The sequence below is a fragment of the Halorubrum xinjiangense genome (assembly GCF_900102375.1).
Classification (GTDB): Archaea; Halobacteriota; Halobacteria; order Halobacteriales; family Haloferacaceae; genus Halorubrum; species Halorubrum xinjiangense.
Genome location: NZ_FNBO01000006.1, coordinates 100,950 through 116,305 on the forward strand (window position 1 = coordinate 100,950; position 15,356 = coordinate 116,305).

A 15,356-nucleotide genomic window follows, 5' to 3' on the forward strand; every position below is an offset into this window, starting at 1 on the left:
GGTATAACCCCCTACACCATCCCTTCCTCACCGACGCGACGCACCGCCGAACGCCGGCGGCCGGGCCGTTCCCGACGCGCAGAGTTCCGCACGAAAGACGGGAACGGCGCGCCGGCCCGCCCCGCGTTCCCAGCGACCGACACGAGAACCCGCCAGATGGCACACCGCACACCCCCACGACAATGAGCGACACAGCAGCACAGCCGCGATCCGACGCAGACGGGTCGGACGACGCCTCGGAAGCGGCCGCGACCGAGGAGCCGACCGACCCGGACGACGAACAGGCCGCGGGGCCCGTTTCGACCGGCGCCGAGTCGGTCGTCGCCGCCCTCGAAGCCGCGGGCGCGAAGACCGCCTTCGGCGTTCAGGGCGGCGCGATCATGCCCGTTTACGACGCCCTGTACGACTCCTCGATCCGACACGTGACGATGGCCCACGAGCAGGGCGCCTCTCACGCCGCCGACGCGTACGGCGTCGTCGCCGGCGAGCCGGGGCTCTGTATGGCAACGTCCGGGCCGGGCGCAACGAACCTCGTCACCGGCATCGCCGACGCCGACATGGACTCGGACGCGATGTTAGCGCTGACCGGGCAGGTCCCAACGGAGTTCGTCGGGAACGACGCGTTCCAGGAGACAGACACGGTCGGCGTCACGCGCCCCATCACGAAGCACAACTACTTCGCCGGCGAGGCGGACACCGTCGGCGACACCGTCGGCGAGGCGTTCGAGCTGTCGCGCGCCGGGCGGCCCGGCCCGACGCTCGTCGACCTCCCGAAAGACGTCACGCAGGCCGAGACGGATCGGACGCCCGGTCCGGCGACGCCCCCCGCGGGGACGGACCCCGACCCGAACGCCGACCCGGACGCGGTCGAGGAGGCCGCGCGCGTCATCGAGGCCGCCGAACGTCCCGTCTGCCTGTTCGGCGGCGGCGTCATCAAGGCCGACGCGAGCGCCGAGGCGCGGACGTTCGCCCGGAGCTACGGCATCCCCGTCACGACGACGATGCCGGGCATCGGCTCGTTCCCCGAGGACGACGACCTCTCGCTCTCGTGGGCCGGGATGCACGGCACCGGCTACGCGAACCTCGCTATCACCCACACCGACTGCCTGATCGCGGTCGGCACCCGGTTCGACGACCGGCTCACCGGCGGGATCGACACGTTCGCGCCCGAGGCCGAGGTGATCCACGTCGACATCGACCCGGCAGAGATCTCGAAGAACGTGTACGCCGACTACCCGCTCATCGGCGACGCCGGCCGCGTGCTAGACCAGTTGACCGCCGCGGTCCGCGAGGCGCCCGACGCCGAGGCGTGGCGTGACCGCTGCGACGAGTGGAAGGAGACGTACCCGCTCACGTACGCGACCCCCGACGACGAGCCGCTGAAACCGCAGTTCGTCGTCGAGGCGTTCGACGAGGCGACCGACGACGACACCATCGTCACCACGGGCGTCGGCCAACACCAGATGTGGGCCTCGCAGTTCTGGACGTACTCGGAGCCCCGGACGTGGGTCTCCTCGCATGGCCTCGGCACGATGGGGTACGGCGTCCCGGCCGCGGTCGGCGCGCGCGTCGCCGCCGACACGATGGGCGAGGAAGACCGCGACGTGGTCTGTTTCGACGGCGACGGCTCCTTTTTGATGACGATGCAGGAGCTGTCGGTCGCGGTCCGCGAGGAGCTTGACCTCACGATCGCGGTGCTCAACAACGAGTACATCGGCATGGTCCGGCAGTGGCAGGACGCCTTCTACGAGGGGCGTCACATGGCCTCCGACTACACGTGGATGCCCGAGTTCGACAAGCTCGCGGAGGCGTTCGGCGCCTTGGGCCTCCGCGTCGACGACTACGACGAGGTCGCGCCCGCGGTCGAAGAGGCGCTCGAGTACGAGGGGCCGGCCGTGATCGACTTCCACGTCGACCCGGAGGAGAACGTCCTGCCGATGGTGCCGAGCGGCGGCGCGAACGGGAAGTTCGCGGCCGCGGAGGACCAGCTATGAGCGGCGACGCCTCCGGTGCCGGCGGCGAGTCGCGCGCGACTCCAGACGCCGACTCCCGCCCGCTCCCGGGCGAACAGCCCGGTCCGGACGAGCGCGACCACCCCGAGGGGCGACGGAACCTCGAGGGGATCCGGATCGACCCCGTCGTCGAGGCCGAACACGCGTCGCGGCGCGCGGTCATCTCGGCGCTCGTCGAGGACGAGCCCGGCGTGCTCGCGCGCGTCTCCGGGCTCGTCTCCCGCCGGCAGTTCAACATCGAGAGCCTCACCGTCGGTCCGACGACCGTCGACGGCCACTCGCGGATCACGATGGTCGTCGAGGAGACCGACCCCGGGATCGACCAGATCGAAAAGCAGATGGCGAAGCTGAAGCCGGTCATCTCGGTCGGCGAGGTCGCCGGCGACGCGGTCACCTCGGAGCTCGTCCTGCTGAAGGTCGAGGCGGACGACCCCGCCGCGGTCCACGCGGTCTCCGAGATGTACGACGGCCGGACGGTCGACGCCGGCCCGGAGACGATCACCGTCGAGCTCACCGGCGACAAGGCGAGCATCGACAACGCGATCGGCGCCTTCGAGCGGTTCGGCATCGTGGAGATCGCGCGAACTGGGCCCACCGCCCTCGCGCGCGGCGACACCCCGACGGCGCCCGGAGAGAAGCCCGGAACGGCCGGCGAACCGACCACGCACGACGACTGACACGCGACCCGCAGCAACCCCACACGATACACATGACCGAAGACGACACGCAGACGTTCGACTCGACAGTATACTACGACGACGACGCCGACGAGGAGGCCATCGCCCACAAGACGGTGGCCGTCCTGGGCTACGGCTCGCAGGGCCACGCGCACGCGCAGAACCTCTCCGAGAGCGGGGTCGACGTGATCGTCGGCCTCCGCGAGAGCAGCTCCTCGCGGGCCGCCGCCGAGAGCGACGGGCTCCGCGTGGAGACCCCCGCGGACGCGGCCGCCGAGGCCGACGTGGTGAGCGTCCTCGTCCCCGACACGGTCCAGCCGGACGTGTACGAGAACGCGATCGAGCCGAACCTCGACGCGGGCGACACGCTCCAGTTCGCGCACGGGTTCAACATCCACTACAACCAGATCAAACCGCCCGAGGACGTCGACGTGACGATGGTCGCGCCGAAGTCGCCGGGCCACCTCGTCCGCCGTAACTACGAGAACGACGAGGGGACGCCCGGCCTGCTGGCGGTGTACCAGGACGCCACCGGCGACGCCCACGACGAGGGGCTCGCGTACGCGGCCGCGATCGGCTGTACTCGCGCCGGCGTCGTCGAGACGTCGTTCCGCGAGGAAACCGAGACCGACCTGTTCGGCGAGCAGGCCGTCCTCTGTGGCGGCGTTACCTCGCTCGTCAAGCAGGGGTACGAGACTCTCGTCGACGCCGGCTACTCCCCGGAGATGGCGTACTTCGAGTGCCTCAACGAGCTGAAACTCATCGTCGACCTGATGTACGAGGGCGGGCTCGGCGAGATGTGGGACTCCGTCTCCGACACTGCCGAGTACGGCGGGCTCACGCAGGGCGACGTCGTCGTCGACGAGCACGCCCGCAAGAACATGGAGGAAGTGCTGGAAAAGGTCCAGAACGGCCAGTTCGCCCGCGAGTGGATCGCGGAGAACCAGGCGGGACGCCCCTCTTACACCCAGCTTCGGAACGCAGAGAAGAACCACGAGATCGAGGCCGTCGGCGAGGAGCTGCGCGGCCTGTTCGCGTGGGAGGAGTCGGGCGAGGACGAGGAGGAAGAGACGGCCGAGGTGTCGGCCTGATGAGCGAGGGAACGCTGTACGACAAGGTGTGGGAGCGACACAAGGTCACGGAGCTGCCGAACGGGCAGGACCAGCTGTTCATCGGGCTCCACCTCGTTCACGAGGTGACGAGCCCGCAGGCGTTCGGGATGCTCCGCGAGCGCGAGCTCGACGTTGCGTACCCGGACCAGACGTTCGCGACGACGGACCACATCGCGCCCACCGAGGCCGACAAGCGCGAGCGACCGCTGGCCGACGACCAGGCCGAGGAGATGCTCTCCGCGCTCGAACGCAACGTCAGCGAGAGCGGGATCACGTTCTTCGGTTTCGAGTCCGGCAAGCAGGGGATCACCCACGTCGTCGCTCCCGAGCTGGGGCTCTCTCAGCCCGGGATGACGGTCGCCTGCGGCGACAGCCACACCGCCACCCACGGCGCGTTCGGCTCCATCGGCGTCGGCATCGGGACGAGCCAGATCCGAGACGTGCTGGCGACGGGCTGTATCGCGGCGGACAAACAGAAGGTACGTCGGGTCAACGTGGAGGGCGAACTCGGGTCCGGCGTCTACGCGAAAGACGTGATCCTGAAGGTGATCCAGGAGCTCGGCGTCGACGGCGGCGTCGGTCACGTGTACGAGTACGGCGGCCCCGCGATCGAAGCGCTCGACATGGAGGGCCGGCTCGCGGTGTGTAACATGTCTATCGAGGGCGGCGCCCGCGCCGGCTACATCAACCCCGACGAGACGACCTACGAGTACTTACGGGGCCGCGAGTACGCCCCCGAGGGCGACGCGTTCGAGGAGCGGAAGGCGTACTGGGAGTCGGTCGCGTCGGACGACGACGCCGAGTACGACGACGTCGTCACCATCGACGCCGACGGGATCGACCCGCTCGTCACCTGGGGGATCAACCCCGGACAGGTGATCGAGGTCTCCGATCCGGTCCCGGACCCGGACGACTTTGAGGGGCGGACGGACCGCGAGGCCGCCGAACAGGCGCTCGATCACATGGAGATCGAGCCCGGCGAGTCGATGCTCGGCTACGACGTCGACGTGGCGTTCCTCGGCACCTGTACGAACGGCCGCCTCTCGGACTTCGAGGAGGCCGCGAAGATCCTCGAGGGCAACACCGTCGACGAGGGCGTCCGCGCGCTGGCCGTCCCCGGCTCCGAGACCGTGCGCCAGCAGTGCGAGGAGCGCGGCATCGACGAGGTCTTCATCAACGCCGGCTTCCAGTGGCGGCGCGCCGGCTGCTCGATGTGCCTCGCGATGAACGACGACGCCTTAGAGGGCGACGAGGTGTGCGCGTCCTCCTCGAACCGCAACTTCATCGGGCGGCAGGGGTCGAAGGACGGCCGCACCGTCCTGATGAGTCCCGCGATGGTCGCGGCCGCGGCGGTCGAGGGCGAGGTCGCCGACGCGCGCGACTACCTGGACGACGGGCCGACCGGCGGTGCCGGCGGCGTCGAGGAGGTGGCGGACTGATGAGCTCGAACGACGCGGGCGATCAACACATCACCGACGTCTCCGGGACCGGCGTGCCGATCCCGGGCGACGACGTCGACACCGACCAGATCCTGCCGGCGAAGTTCATGAAGGAGGTCACGTTCGACAACATGGCGGACTACCTCTTCTACGACGCTCGGCGGGACGACGACGGCGAGTTCAACGACCACCCGCTCAACCGCTTCGAGGGCGCGTCGATCGCGGTCGTCAACTCCAACTTCGGCTGCGGCTCCTCCAGAGAACACGCGCCGCAGGCCATGATGCGGTGGGGGATCGACGGCGTCGTGGGCGAGTCGTACGCCGAGATCTTCCGCGACAACTGTAAGTCGCTCGGGATCCCGGCGGTCACCGCCGACCACGAGACGGTCACCGAGCTGCAAGAGTGGATCGAGGCGAACCCGGACGGCGATGTCGAGATCGACGTCGAGGCGAAGACCGTCACGTACGGCGACGAAACGATCGACGTCAACGTCGACGACGCGATGCGGGAGGCGTTAGTCGAGGGGATCTGGGACACGACCGCGCTGATGTACTCGAACCGGAGCAAGGTCGACGCGACCGTCGACGAGCTACCCTACGTCGAGGGTGACGACTGAATGGGCGAGGAGATCGCCGTCATCGAGGGCGACGGGATCGGCCGAGAGGTCGTTCCCGCCGCAGTCGAGGTGTTAGAGGCGTTCGACCTCGGGTTCGAGTTCGTACGGGGCGAGGCCGGCGACGCGACGGAGGAGGCGACCGGCGAAGCGCTCCCGGCGGAGACGTATGACCTCGCGGCCGAGGCGGACGCGACGCTGTTCGGCGCGGCCGGCGAGACCGCGGCCGACGTCATCCTTCCGCTTCGAGACGCCGTGGACTCGTTCGTCAACGTCCGGCCCGCGAAGGCGTACCCCGGCGTCGACGCGCTGCGCCCGGAGACGGACGTGGTCTTCCTCCGCGAGAACACCGAGGGCGTCTACTCGGGCCACGAGGACCGCCTAAGCGAGGACCTCTCGACGCTGACGCGGGTCGTCACCTCGTCCGCGTCTCGGGAGCTGGCGGAGTACGCCTGCGGCTTCATCGAAGACGGGCGCGGTCCCGCGGGCGACCCCGACGAGGGGTTCACGGTCGCGCACAAGGCGAACGTGATGCGCGAGACGGACGGGCGGTTCCGCGATGAAGTGCTGTCGGTCGCCGACGAGCGCGGCGTGGACGCCGACGAGGAGCTGATGGACGCGTTCGCGACGAAACTCCCGCTCGACCCGAGCCAGTACGGCGTGATCGTTTGCCCGAACCTCGCGGGCGACGTGCTCTCCGATCTGGCCGCCGGGCTGGTCGGCGGACTTGGGCTGCTGCCGTCGGCGAACATCGGGCACGAGAACGCGCTGTTCGAGCCGGTCCACGGCACCGCGCCCGACATCGCCGGCGAGGGGATCGCGAACCCGACGGCGGCGGTCCTCTCCGCGGCCATGCTGTTGGAGTACCTCGGTCACATCGAGGAGGGCCAGCGGGTGCGCGACGCCGTCGAGAGCGTCCTCGCCGACGGCCCGCGCACCGGCGACCTCGGCGGCTCGGCGACGACCGACGAAGTCACCGCGGCGATCGTCGACCGCCTGTAGACGGCGGATCGCGCCCCGTTCGGAGGGGTCGGCGGGCCCGCCGCCGACCGCGGGCGAACCACAAGACAAGAAACCCTGCGTCCCCTCCGCCCGGATATGAGCAACTACGAAGTCGCGATGGAAGCCGCCTGGTTGGTCCGAGACGTCGAGGAGACCGACGACGCCATCGGCGTCGCGGTCAGCGAAGCCGGCAAGCGACTCAACGAGACGGACAAGCAGTACGTCGAGGTCGAGCCCGGCGTCACCGGCTGTCCGGCCTGCGGTGAGCCGTTCGACGCCGCCTTCCTCGCGGCGAACACGGCCTTGGTCGGGCTCCTCCTCGAGATCGACGTCTTCAACGCCGACAGCGAGGAGCACGCCGAGCGGATCGCGAAAAGCGAGGTCGGCGGCGCGCTCCGCGACGTCCCCCTCGAAGTCATCGACGTCTTCGAGACCGAGGCCGACGAGGACGAGGACGCGTCGGAGCGATAGGCGCGAGGCCGCCCTCCGGCGCGATTTCGGTCGGTGCCGAAAGCTTTTCTAATAACCTTAAGTAATTAGTCGGCATGGAACTGCCGACGCCACAGGACCTCCGCGAGCGCCGGACCGGACTGGATCTGACCCAGAGCGAGCTCGCCGACGCCGCGGACGTCTCGCAGCCCCTCATCGCGCGGATCGAAGGCGGGGACGTCGACCCGCGGCTCTCGACGCTGCGCCGCATCGTCAACGCCCTCCAGGAGGCGGAAGGGGAGGTCGTGCGCGCGACCGACCTGATGAACGAGACCGTGATCAGCGTCGCGCCGGACGACGCCGTGAGCGCGGCCGTCGAGCTGATGGAGGCGGAGGCGTACTCGCAGCTCCCCGTCCTCCAGAACGGCGTGCCGGTCGGCTCGATCAGTCAGGGGGACGTCGTCCACGCCGGCGAGAACGTCGGCGACCACCCCGTCAGCGAGGTGATGAGCGAGTCGTTCCCGACGGTCGCGCCGTCGGCGACCGTCGACGAGGTCCGGAACCTCCTCGACCACTACAAGGCCGTGATGGTCACCGACGGCGGCGAGACCGTCGGGATCATCACCGAGGCCGACATCGCGGCGCAGCTGTCGTAGGCGTCCGCTCCCGACCGATCCCTCTCACTCCTCCCGGCGCTCGGAGAGCCGCTCCCAGATCTCCGTACAGCCCGCGCCGTCCTCGACGTCGTCGAGGTGCCTTGACCCGTCTCCCGCGTCGCCGTCGCCTTCGCCGTCCGCGTCGCCGTCGCCGTCCGCTTGGTCTTCGCCGTCTGCGTCGCCGTCGCGCTCGACGCCCCGTCCGGAGCCGTCGCCTCCGCCGCCTCCCGTGTCGTCGTTCGCCGCGGCCCCGTTAGTCATCTGCCGGACGTAGGCCGACGGCGGTGATAAGCGGTCATTCGGCGGCACGACGCGCCGCCGCTCTCCGGCGACCGCAACGCTCGCCGGTATCTCGGACGTGAGCGCTTACAGCTCCAGACCGCGGACCTCGACCGTCGCTTCGGCCGCCTCGCCGCTGCCGGCCTCGGCGGCCTCGACGCGTCCGATCACGCGGCCGTCGGTCGCGTCGGCAAGGGGCGCCGCGTCCTCTGGGTCGAGGGCGGCAACGAATCCGGTCCCCATGTTGAACGTTCGGTGCATCTCCTCGTCGGAGACGTTCCCTTCCGCCCGGACGAACTCGAACACCGGCTGGGGGTCGAAGGCGTCGTCGATCACGTAGCGGTGGGCGCCCAGGCGTTCGAGGTTCGTCCAGCCGCCGCCCGTGACGTGGGCCGCGCCGCGGACGCCGCGGTCGCGCATCGGGTCGAGGAGGTCGGTGTATATTGCGGTCGGTTCGAGCAGCGCGTCGCCGAGCGTCTCGTAGTCGCCGAACGGGCACGGATCGGTGTAGGCGTGGCCGCGCGTGACCGCCTCCCGCGCCAGCGTGAGGCCGTTCGAGTGGATCCCCGACGAGCGCCAGCCGACCAGGGCGTCGCCCGGCTCCGCGCGGCCGTCGAACACGCCGTCTTTCGCGGCGAGGCCGGCGCAGGTGCCGGCCAGGTCGAGCCCGCGGACCACTTCCGGCATCACCGCGGTCTCGCCGCCGACGAGCTCCATGTCCGCGAGCTCGGCGCCGCGGGCGAGCCCCTCGCCGACCTGCTCGGCGAAGCGCTCGTCCGGCTCGTCGACCGCGAGGTAGTCGACGAACGCGACGGGGCGGACGCCGGCCGCGACGAGGTCGTTGACGTTCATCGCGATGCAGTCGATGCCGACCGTCGAGTAGTCGCCGAGCGCCTCCGCGACGAGCAGCTTCGTCCCGACGCCGTCGGTCGCGAGCGCGAGGTAGCGGTCGCCGATGTCGAGGAGGCCGGCGTACTCACTCCCGGAGCCCTCCGCCTCGGTGTCCGCCCCGACTGCGCCGATCAGCGCCGCGGTCGCGGCCTCGCTCGCGTCGATGTCGACGCCGGCGTCCGCGTAGGTGAGTTCGTCGTCGCCCGGTCCGCCGTCGCCGTCCCCGTCGCCCTCGGTCATGTGTGTTGGGCCACGCCCGCGGAGCAAAAACGCACCGTTCCGGCGGGGAGCGGTCGGAGGCGGCCGGACGCGGTCGCGCCGCCTGCGCCTCAGAAGGGCCCGCCGAACCCGAGCCCGACGACGAAGACGAGTCCGACGGCGAGCAGCACCGAGGGGACGAAGACGGCCGCCCAGACCGGCTTGCTCCACCCCATCACCGTCTTCCCGTCGAGGGGGCCGTACGGAACGAGGTTGAACGCCGCGAGGAACGCGTTGATCGCGATGCCGCGCGCGCCGAGGATCGTGACGAGGTCGCTGCCGAGGACCCCGCCGAGCGCGAACAGCGGGAAGAAGACGACCATCAGCCCGAGGTTCACGGCGGGACCGGCGAGCGCGATGTGCCCGTGCTCGCGGGGCGTCAGCCGCCCGCGGTGGTGGACGGCGCCCGGCGCGGCGAAGATGAACCCCAGAAGCGAGCTCATCACCGCCAGGAACAGCATGCTGTTGTCCGCGCGGAACTCCGCGACCTGGTCGTAGTGGACCGCGACGACCTTGTGTGCGACCTCGTGGAGCAGGAATGCGACCCCGGCGGTCGCGAGGGCGACGAACAGCGGCGGGAGCACGCCCGCGGCGAGGATCCGGCTGATCCCCCCCGACCCGCCGACGAAGAACAGCATGAACGCGACGCCGAGCGCGAGCCACGCGACGAGCAGGTCCCGGAGTTCCGTCCCGCTGAAGTAGAGGCCCGCGATCCGGCGCCCGGAGAACGTCCCGGCGCCGCTCACGCGATCCCCCCCACGGCGCCGCGCACGAGGTCGACGCCGTTGAGCGCTCCCTCGACGAGCAGCCGGCCGACGTCCTCTACGCCGCCGACCTCGGCGCCGAACATCGCCGGGATGACGTACGCCGCGAAGAGGAAGCTCGCGACGATGCTCCCGACGTTCGTCATCGCGACGACGACGATGAGCCGGAACAGCGGCACGTCGAGCATCGCGGAGACCAGCTCCGTCGCGGAGCGCGTCTCGTCGGCGAGCAGGTCGTTGAGCGCCCCGATGTCGGCGACGTTCACCGTCAGGCTCCGGAGCTCGACGTACCCCGTGAACCAGCCGGGCGCGAGCAGCGGGTTGATCGAGGTCAGCCACGCGACGGCGCCGCCGACGCCGGCCGAGAGCCAGCGCGCGCCGGCCACCTTCGCGAACGCGAACGCAAAGACGCCGTTGATCAGGAACCACGCGCCGAACAGCCGGAGCAGGAACGCGTTCCCGGCCCCGCCAAGCGCCAGCAGGAGGAAGAAGCCGACGAAGCCGACCGTGATCGCGTAGCCGATCGCCTTCTTCCACGGGAGTCCTCGGCCCGACTCCTGTCCGACCAAGTCGTCCATCGGCGGGAGGGTCGCGGGGTCAGCGAGGTACCCCTCGATGCCCGCGCGGTGGCCGGCGCCGACGACGGCGACCACGTCGCGTCCGGCCTCACGGAGCGCGACGAGGCGGTGGGCGATGAAGGCGTCGCGCTCGTCGATGAGCGCCTCCGCGCCGCCCGGGGAGAACTGCCGGAACTCCTCCATCATCATCGTCACCACGTCCGTGTCGGTGAGGTCCGCGGCGTCGAGCTCCTCGATCCCGCCGGCCTCCGCGTCGACGTCGCCGCCGGCGAGCGCGCCGACCGCGACCGCGAGGACGGCGCCGACGAGGAGCCCCAATCCGATACCGATCCCGAAGCCGCCGATCGCGGCGACGGCGAAGCCGCCGAGGTACGCCGAGACGAGCCCGTCGGCGACGCCAGTGACTCCGGCCGCGACCCCGGCGGCGAGCCCGGTGCCGACCGCGGCGTAGAGCCGCTGGTCCGGCGAGAGCGCGAGCGTGCCGACCTGATCGACGGCGATGCCGACGACGAGCGCGACGAGGACGCCCGCGGCGACGCTCGTTAGCACGGCGTTCGTGATCCCGACGGCGCCGCCGAAGAGGCCGATCGCCGGGCCGGCGAGGATCCCGACGAGGAGGCCGCCGATCACGCCGGCGACGCGCGGGTCGCTGACGCCGAACGCGAGCCCGCCGACGAGCCGGAGCTTCTCCGTGAGCGTCATCCGGGCCCAGAACCGCTGGATCGTCGTCTGAATGTCGCGGTCGACGAGCGCCACGTCGATGCCGAGCGACTCGGCGACGTCGACGGCGGCCTTCATGTCGGCGCCCGGCTCGATGTCGAACCGCTCGCCGAGCTGGGTCTGGACGTACGAGAGCATCCAGTACGCGAGGAACTGGAACACGGTGTTCCCCTTGAGCAGGTCGCTGGCGTCGAGGTCGTCGGGCGTCTCGCCGTTGAGCTGGCGGTAGCGCCCCTCGTCGAGCTCGACGGCGACGACGTCGGGGCGCTCCCGCTCGATCGTCTCCTCGACCTCGTCGACGGAGCGCTCCGACACGTGCGCGGTCCCGACGACCGTGACCCTCCCCTCGTCGGCAGAGTCGCGGCGCGGCTCCCGCTCGAGGTCGCCGCCGTCGGTCCGCGAGGGCCGGTCGGTCGACGGGGGCGCCTCGTCGTCGCTCCCCCGTGACGTCTCTGTCATCACCCGTCGTACTCGGTCACCGCGTTTAGGGTTTGTGAGTCGATAGCGGGCTCCGCGCACCGGCCGCCCGGCGACCCGCCCCAACGATCCAACAAGTTTGTATTCTCACGCGTCTCAACTGTTCGCATGTCCCGGCTGTTGCCCTCCCTGCCGGACGCGACGCCCGAGGAGCGCGAACCCCGGGTCGTTGGCGTCGACGACGACGAGGCCGACGACCTCATTGCCGCCCTCGGCTCCGAGACGGCGCGCGCGATCCTCTCGACGCTCCACGACCGGCCGGCCACGAAGTCCGAACTCGCCGACGAGGTCGACACCTCGCTCCAGAACGTCCAGTACCACCTCTCGCGGCTCGACGACGCCGACCTCGTCGAGGTCGTCGACACGGCTTACTCCGAGAAGGGCCGCGAGATGGACGTGTACGCCGCCGCCGACGAGCCGCTCGTGTTGTTCGCGGGCGGCTCCGAGGAGTCGACCGGGATCAAGACCGCGCTCATGCGCCTGCTCGGGGGGTACGGGCTCATCGGCCTCGCGGCGGTCGCGGTCCAGCGGCTCCTCGCGGTCGGCTCGCTCGGGGGTGCCGGCGGCTACGCGGGGGCCTCCGGCGGCGGCGACGCGGGAACGGCGACCACCGACGGCGCCGACGGGAGCGGGGCGGACGGCGCCGACGGTCCCACCATAGAGAGCGCTCCTGACCAGGACACCGCCGCCGAGAGCGCGGACGGCGCGATCGAACTCATTGGCGACCCGCTCGCGGAGTACGCCGTCTCGCTCGTCGAGCCGGGGATCGTCTTCTTCCTCGGCGCCGCGCTCGTGTTCACGCTCGCGTGGGCGTACTGGTACCGCGCGTCGAACTGAGACACCACTCGCATCGAACCGAGGCGACCACTCCGTGGAACTGAGGCGGCGCGAGGGCGGGCCGGCCGCCGAGCCGAACGGCCCGCGCGTGGGACAGCTATTCAAACCGCCGTCACCACGTTCGCGTATGGAACACGAAGCCGAGGTCGTCGGGGTCGGAGCGGGCTCGGCGCCGAGCGGCGACGTCCCGGCGGTGATCCTCTCCGCGCGCGGCGAGTACGTCCCGATATTCGTCAGTGGCGACCAGGCCCGGTCGATCGGGATGGCGTTGGAGGGCGAACCGTTCGACCGACCCCTCACGCACGACCTCCTCGTCGACATCCTCACGGAGTTCGGCGGCGCGATCGACCGGGTCCGCGTCGACGACCTCCACGACGGCACCTTCTACGCGAAGGTCGACGCCGAGCGCTACGACGACGGCGAACCCGAGCGGTTCGTCTTCGACGCCCGCCCCTCCGACGCGCTCGCGCTCGCCGTGCGCGTCGACTGTCCGGTCGTCGTGACCGACGAAGTGATAGACGAGGCGGGCCGTCCGCGGGACTCGATCCGGTTCAGCGGTGACGGCGACCCCTCCGAGGATCGCTGAGACCGCCGCTTCGACGTCGACCTCCCCGTCCGGCGCTTCGGCGTCCGCCGGGCCGCCGAAGCCGGCCGTTCAAGTCGCCGGCCCTCCCACGACGGCCATGGACGAGACGGCCACGCTCGCCTCCTCGCACACCGAGATGACGGAGATGCTGCTCCCGAACGATACGAACAACCTCGGCCGTGCGCTCGGGGGCGCCGTGTTACACTGGATGGACATCTGCGGCGCCATCGCTGGCATGCGCTTCGCGAACCGACAGGTGGTCACCGCCTCGATGGACCACGTCGACTTCATCGCCCCCATCGAGATGGGCGAGGTCGCCATCATCGAGGGGTACGTGTTCAACACCGGGCGGACGAGCGTCGACGTGAAAGTCGACGTGCGCGCCGAGAACCCCCGCACCGACGAGACGCGACGGACGACCACCTCCTACTTCACCTTCGTCGCGCTCGACGACGAGGGGCGCCCGACGCCGGTCCCCGACCTGGCGTGTCCGACCGAGGACGAGGAAGCCCTCCGCGACGACGCCATGGACGGCCGCGAAGAACAGTTACGGCAGGTCGTCGAGCGCTACGACCTCTGACTGGGCGCAGTCCGGACGGCCTCACTCCTCCGCGTCGCCCGCGACGACCTCGACGGTCGCGTTCGGGTCGTCCGACGCTGCGACAGCCGCCTCGTGCGCCGCCAACGCGCGCTCTGCGAGGGCGTCGAGCGCCTCGTCGGCGTCGCAGTCGCCTTCGTCCCGGTCGCCGGTCGCGAGGTGACTCGGACAGCCGCAGTCCGAGGCGCCGAACCCGTCAACCGGGCCGGCCGGCAGGCGCTCCGCGACCGCGCACTCGACGTCGACGCCGACGCTCCGCACGACCCGGTCGATCCGCGCGGCCGGGTGGCCGAGCAGGTAGTCGACGTGCCAGTGGCGGACGTCGTGCTCGCCGCGCGCGGTCCGTCGGTGTCTGTCGACCCGGGAGAAGCCGCCGGCGCCGAGCGCGCTCCCCGTGTACGCGTACGCGCCGGCCGGCAGGCGGTGCTCGCCGAGCGCGCCCGCCGACAGCGTCGCGTCCTCCGCGAGGTCGACGACGAGGGTGTAGCTCCCCACCGCGGCGTCGCTCATCGGTCGATCACCGTCGGGACCGCGGCCGACGCCCCGATCACGACAGCGCGGCCGGCGCCTCGTCGGCGGCCGCCCGGAGCGACGTCACCATCTCGCCCGCGTCGTCCTCGAGGCGGTACGTGTCGTGGACGTCCGCCGGGTCGCGGTCGCGGCCCGACAGCGCCCCGACGACGCCGGCGATCGTGTCGTAGTTGTCGCGGACGAGGCCGCCGACGATACCGGGGGTGCCCGCGCGCTCGGCCAGTTCCTCGGCGGCCGACCGCCCCGCGTACACCCGGCGCTCGACGGGGTCGACGAACACCATCGCGAACGGACGGGAGCCGAACTGTGCGTCGAGGAACGGCCCGACCGGGTCGGCCTCCCACGGGACTGCGACGACGCCGTCGAGCCGTCGGAGCGCGACCGCCGCGACCGAGCAGTACGGGCAGTCGCCGTCGAAGATCAACACCGGCGCGTCCGCGCCGTCCGGGTCGGTAGACATACGAAAAGATAGGGCCTCGACCGGCTTAAGCGGCCGGTCGGGCGAACTCGTTCGGGTAGACCGTCGCGTCGAACCCGCTCAGTGCGAGTGGCCGAGCGCCTCTTCGAGCGGCTGCCCGAAGCGTTCCTCGAACAGCTCCGCGGCCGTCTCGTTCATCTCCGCGATGTCCTCGGGCACCTCGCCCTCGCTGTGGTGGACGATGACGTGCGCCTGCTGGGCCATCGCCTGGACGACCACGTCGGAGACGACGGCGGTCGCGGGCTCGCCCTGCTCGCTGAGCACGTCGACGAGGCCGGCGGGCAGTTCGAACGACTCTTCGTCACCGTCGGGGCCGGTGACCGTGTAGGTCTCGGTATCTCCCATACCGGCCAGTCGCGGCCGCGACATAAGGGTCTGTGGAAACCGGACGCGGCCGGAGCGGCCGTCGTTTCGGGCT

General features: G+C 70.9%; 18 protein-coding genes. 11 read left to right on the forward strand and 7 right to left on the reverse strand.

Features of this window, described 5'->3' with window-relative positions:
- Positions 1–182 precede the first annotated feature (182 nt).
- The 8 genes from ilvB to F3H13_RS08800 all read left to right on the forward strand — a co-directional run bounded on the left by ilvB (position 183) and on the right by F3H13_RS08800 (position 7,941).
- Positions 183–1,994 carry a biosynthetic-type acetolactate synthase large subunit gene (gene ilvB / locus F3H13_RS08765; protein WP_149798656.1) on the forward strand — a complete coding sequence of 604 codons (1,812 nt, stop codon included), beginning with the start codon at positions 183–185 and terminating at the stop codon, positions 1,992–1,994.
- A complete protein-coding gene (gene ilvN, locus F3H13_RS08770; RefSeq protein ID WP_149798657.1) occupies positions 1,991–2,689 on the forward strand; it encodes an acetolactate synthase small subunit in 699 nt (232 codons plus the stop codon). Before ilvB ends, ilvN begins: the two co-directional genes overlap by 4 nt.
- Before the next feature lie 32 nt (positions 2,690–2,721).
- A complete protein-coding gene (gene ilvC, locus F3H13_RS08775; protein WP_149798658.1) occupies positions 2,722–3,780 on the forward strand; it encodes a ketol-acid reductoisomerase in 1,059 nt (352 codons plus the stop codon).
- On the forward strand, positions 3,780–5,240 hold the full coding sequence (gene leuC, locus F3H13_RS08780) for a 3-isopropylmalate dehydratase large subunit (RefSeq protein WP_149798659.1): 1,461 nt from the start codon (positions 3,780–3,782) through the stop codon (positions 5,238–5,240). The genes ilvC and leuC overlap by 1 nt, the downstream gene beginning before the upstream one ends.
- On the forward strand, positions 5,240–5,857 hold the full coding sequence (leuD, locus tag F3H13_RS08785; protein ID WP_149798660.1) for a 3-isopropylmalate dehydratase small subunit: 618 nt from the start codon (positions 5,240–5,242) through the stop codon (positions 5,855–5,857). The genes leuC and leuD overlap by 1 nt, the downstream gene beginning before the upstream one ends.
- Positions 5,858–6,856 carry an isocitrate/isopropylmalate family dehydrogenase gene (locus F3H13_RS08790; RefSeq protein ID WP_149798661.1) on the forward strand — a complete coding sequence of 333 codons (999 nt, stop codon included), beginning with the start codon at positions 5,858–5,860 and terminating at the stop codon, positions 6,854–6,856.
- Between the two features lie 96 nt (positions 6,857–6,952).
- A complete protein-coding gene (locus F3H13_RS08795; protein WP_149798662.1) occupies positions 6,953–7,327 on the forward strand; it encodes a DUF555 domain-containing protein in 375 nt (124 codons plus the stop codon).
- Positions 7,328–7,401: 74 nt separating this feature from the next.
- Positions 7,402–7,941: a CBS domain-containing protein gene (locus F3H13_RS08800; protein WP_149798663.1), complete on the forward strand. Its 540-nt coding sequence runs from the start codon at positions 7,402–7,404 to the stop codon at positions 7,939–7,941.
- Positions 7,942–7,965: 24 nt separating this feature from the next.
- On the opposite strand, the gene F3H13_RS08805 is transcribed toward F3H13_RS08800, so the two are convergent.
- The 4 genes from F3H13_RS08805 to F3H13_RS08820 form a co-directional block, all read right to left on the reverse strand.
- Positions 7,966–8,202, reverse strand: a complete 237-nt coding sequence (locus tag F3H13_RS08805) for a hypothetical protein (protein WP_149798664.1) — start codon at positions 8,200–8,202, stop codon at positions 7,966–7,968.
- A 105-nt stretch (positions 8,203–8,307) separates the two neighbouring features.
- A complete protein-coding gene (purM, locus tag F3H13_RS08810; protein ID WP_149798665.1) occupies positions 8,308–9,351 on the reverse strand; it encodes a phosphoribosylformylglycinamidine cyclo-ligase in 1,044 nt (347 codons plus the stop codon).
- An 89-nt stretch (positions 9,352–9,440) separates the two neighbouring features.
- On the reverse strand, positions 9,441–10,115 hold the full coding sequence (locus tag F3H13_RS08815) for a metalloprotease (RefSeq protein ID WP_149798666.1): 675 nt from the start codon (positions 10,113–10,115) through the stop codon (positions 9,441–9,443).
- Entirely contained in the window at positions 10,112–11,890 is a 1,779-nt protein-coding gene (locus tag F3H13_RS08820) for a TraB/GumN family protein (protein WP_149798667.1), read from the reverse strand. The genes F3H13_RS08815 and F3H13_RS08820 overlap by 4 nt, the downstream gene beginning before the upstream one ends.
- A gap of 126 nt (positions 11,891–12,016) precedes the next feature.
- Between F3H13_RS08820 and F3H13_RS08825 the strand changes: the two genes are divergently transcribed.
- The 3 genes from F3H13_RS08825 (at position 12,017) to F3H13_RS08835 (ending at position 13,911) form a co-directional block, all read left to right on the forward strand.
- Entirely contained in the window at positions 12,017–12,745 is a 729-nt protein-coding gene (locus tag F3H13_RS08825; RefSeq protein ID WP_149798668.1) for an ArsR/SmtB family transcription factor, read from the forward strand.
- 127 nt (positions 12,746–12,872) lie between these two features.
- The gene (locus tag F3H13_RS08830) at positions 12,873–13,331 is read left to right on the forward strand and encodes a bifunctional nuclease family protein (RefSeq protein ID WP_149798669.1); all 459 of its coding nucleotides are present in this window, start codon (positions 12,873–12,875) and stop codon (positions 13,329–13,331) included.
- Between the two features lie 97 nt (positions 13,332–13,428).
- Positions 13,429–13,911, forward strand: a complete 483-nt coding sequence (locus F3H13_RS08835; protein ID WP_149798670.1) for an acyl-CoA thioesterase — start codon at positions 13,429–13,431, stop codon at positions 13,909–13,911.
- 21 nt (positions 13,912–13,932) lie between these two features.
- Here the strand turns inward: F3H13_RS08835 and F3H13_RS08840 are convergent, their stop codons facing one another.
- From F3H13_RS08840 to F3H13_RS08850, 3 genes are all read right to left on the reverse strand, one after another.
- Complete coding sequence (locus F3H13_RS08840) at positions 13,933–14,439, reverse strand: GIY-YIG nuclease family protein (RefSeq protein ID WP_149798671.1); 507 nt, start codon at positions 14,437–14,439, stop codon at positions 13,933–13,935.
- 37 nt (positions 14,440–14,476) lie between these two features.
- Positions 14,477–14,920 carry a thiol-disulfide oxidoreductase DCC family protein gene (locus F3H13_RS08845; RefSeq protein ID WP_149798672.1) on the reverse strand — a complete coding sequence of 148 codons (444 nt, stop codon included), beginning with the start codon at positions 14,918–14,920 and terminating at the stop codon, positions 14,477–14,479.
- A 78-nt stretch (positions 14,921–14,998) separates the two neighbouring features.
- The gene (locus F3H13_RS08850; protein WP_149798673.1) at positions 14,999–15,283 is read right to left on the reverse strand and encodes a DUF7545 family protein; all 285 of its coding nucleotides are present in this window, start codon (positions 15,281–15,283) and stop codon (positions 14,999–15,001) included.
- Between the last annotated feature and the right edge of the window lie 73 nt (positions 15,284–15,356).

Coding starts and splice junctions, on each gene's coding strand:
- ilvB (WP_149798656.1), top strand. CDS start 183: ATGAGCGACACAGCAGCACAGCCGCGATCCGACGCAGACGGGTCGGAC.
- F3H13_RS08845 (WP_149798672.1), bottom strand. CDS start 14,920: ATGTCTACCGACCCGGACGGCGCGGACGCGCCGGTGTTGATCTTCGAC.
- F3H13_RS08790 (WP_149798661.1), top strand. CDS start 5,858: ATGGGCGAGGAGATCGCCGTCATCGAGGGCGACGGGATCGGCCGAGAG.
- F3H13_RS08825 (WP_149798668.1), top strand. CDS start 12,017: ATGTCCCGGCTGTTGCCCTCCCTGCCGGACGCGACGCCCGAGGAGCGC.
- F3H13_RS08800 (WP_149798663.1), top strand. CDS start 7,402: ATGGAACTGCCGACGCCACAGGACCTCCGCGAGCGCCGGACCGGACTG.
- F3H13_RS08805 (WP_149798664.1), bottom strand. CDS start 8,202: ATGACTAACGGGGCCGCGGCGAACGACGACACGGGAGGCGGCGGAGGC.
- F3H13_RS08840 (WP_149798671.1), bottom strand. CDS start 14,439: ATGAGCGACGCCGCGGTGGGGAGCTACACCCTCGTCGTCGACCTCGCG.
- F3H13_RS08795 (WP_149798662.1), top strand. CDS start 6,953: ATGAGCAACTACGAAGTCGCGATGGAAGCCGCCTGGTTGGTCCGAGAC.
- purM (WP_149798665.1), bottom strand. CDS start 9,351: ATGACCGAGGGCGACGGGGACGGCGACGGCGGACCGGGCGACGACGAA.
- F3H13_RS08830 (WP_149798669.1), top strand. CDS start 12,873: ATGGAACACGAAGCCGAGGTCGTCGGGGTCGGAGCGGGCTCGGCGCCG.
- leuD (WP_149798660.1), top strand. CDS start 5,240: ATGAGCTCGAACGACGCGGGCGATCAACACATCACCGACGTCTCCGGG.
- ilvN (WP_149798657.1), top strand. CDS start 1,991: ATGAGCGGCGACGCCTCCGGTGCCGGCGGCGAGTCGCGCGCGACTCCA.
- F3H13_RS08850 (WP_149798673.1), bottom strand. CDS start 15,283: ATGGGAGATACCGAGACCTACACGGTCACCGGCCCCGACGGTGACGAA.
- F3H13_RS08835 (WP_149798670.1), top strand. CDS start 13,429: ATGGACGAGACGGCCACGCTCGCCTCCTCGCACACCGAGATGACGGAG.
- F3H13_RS08820 (WP_149798667.1), bottom strand. CDS start 11,890: ATGACAGAGACGTCACGGGGGAGCGACGACGAGGCGCCCCCGTCGACC.
- leuC (WP_149798659.1), top strand. CDS start 3,780: ATGAGCGAGGGAACGCTGTACGACAAGGTGTGGGAGCGACACAAGGTC.
- ilvC (WP_149798658.1), top strand. CDS start 2,722: ATGACCGAAGACGACACGCAGACGTTCGACTCGACAGTATACTACGAC.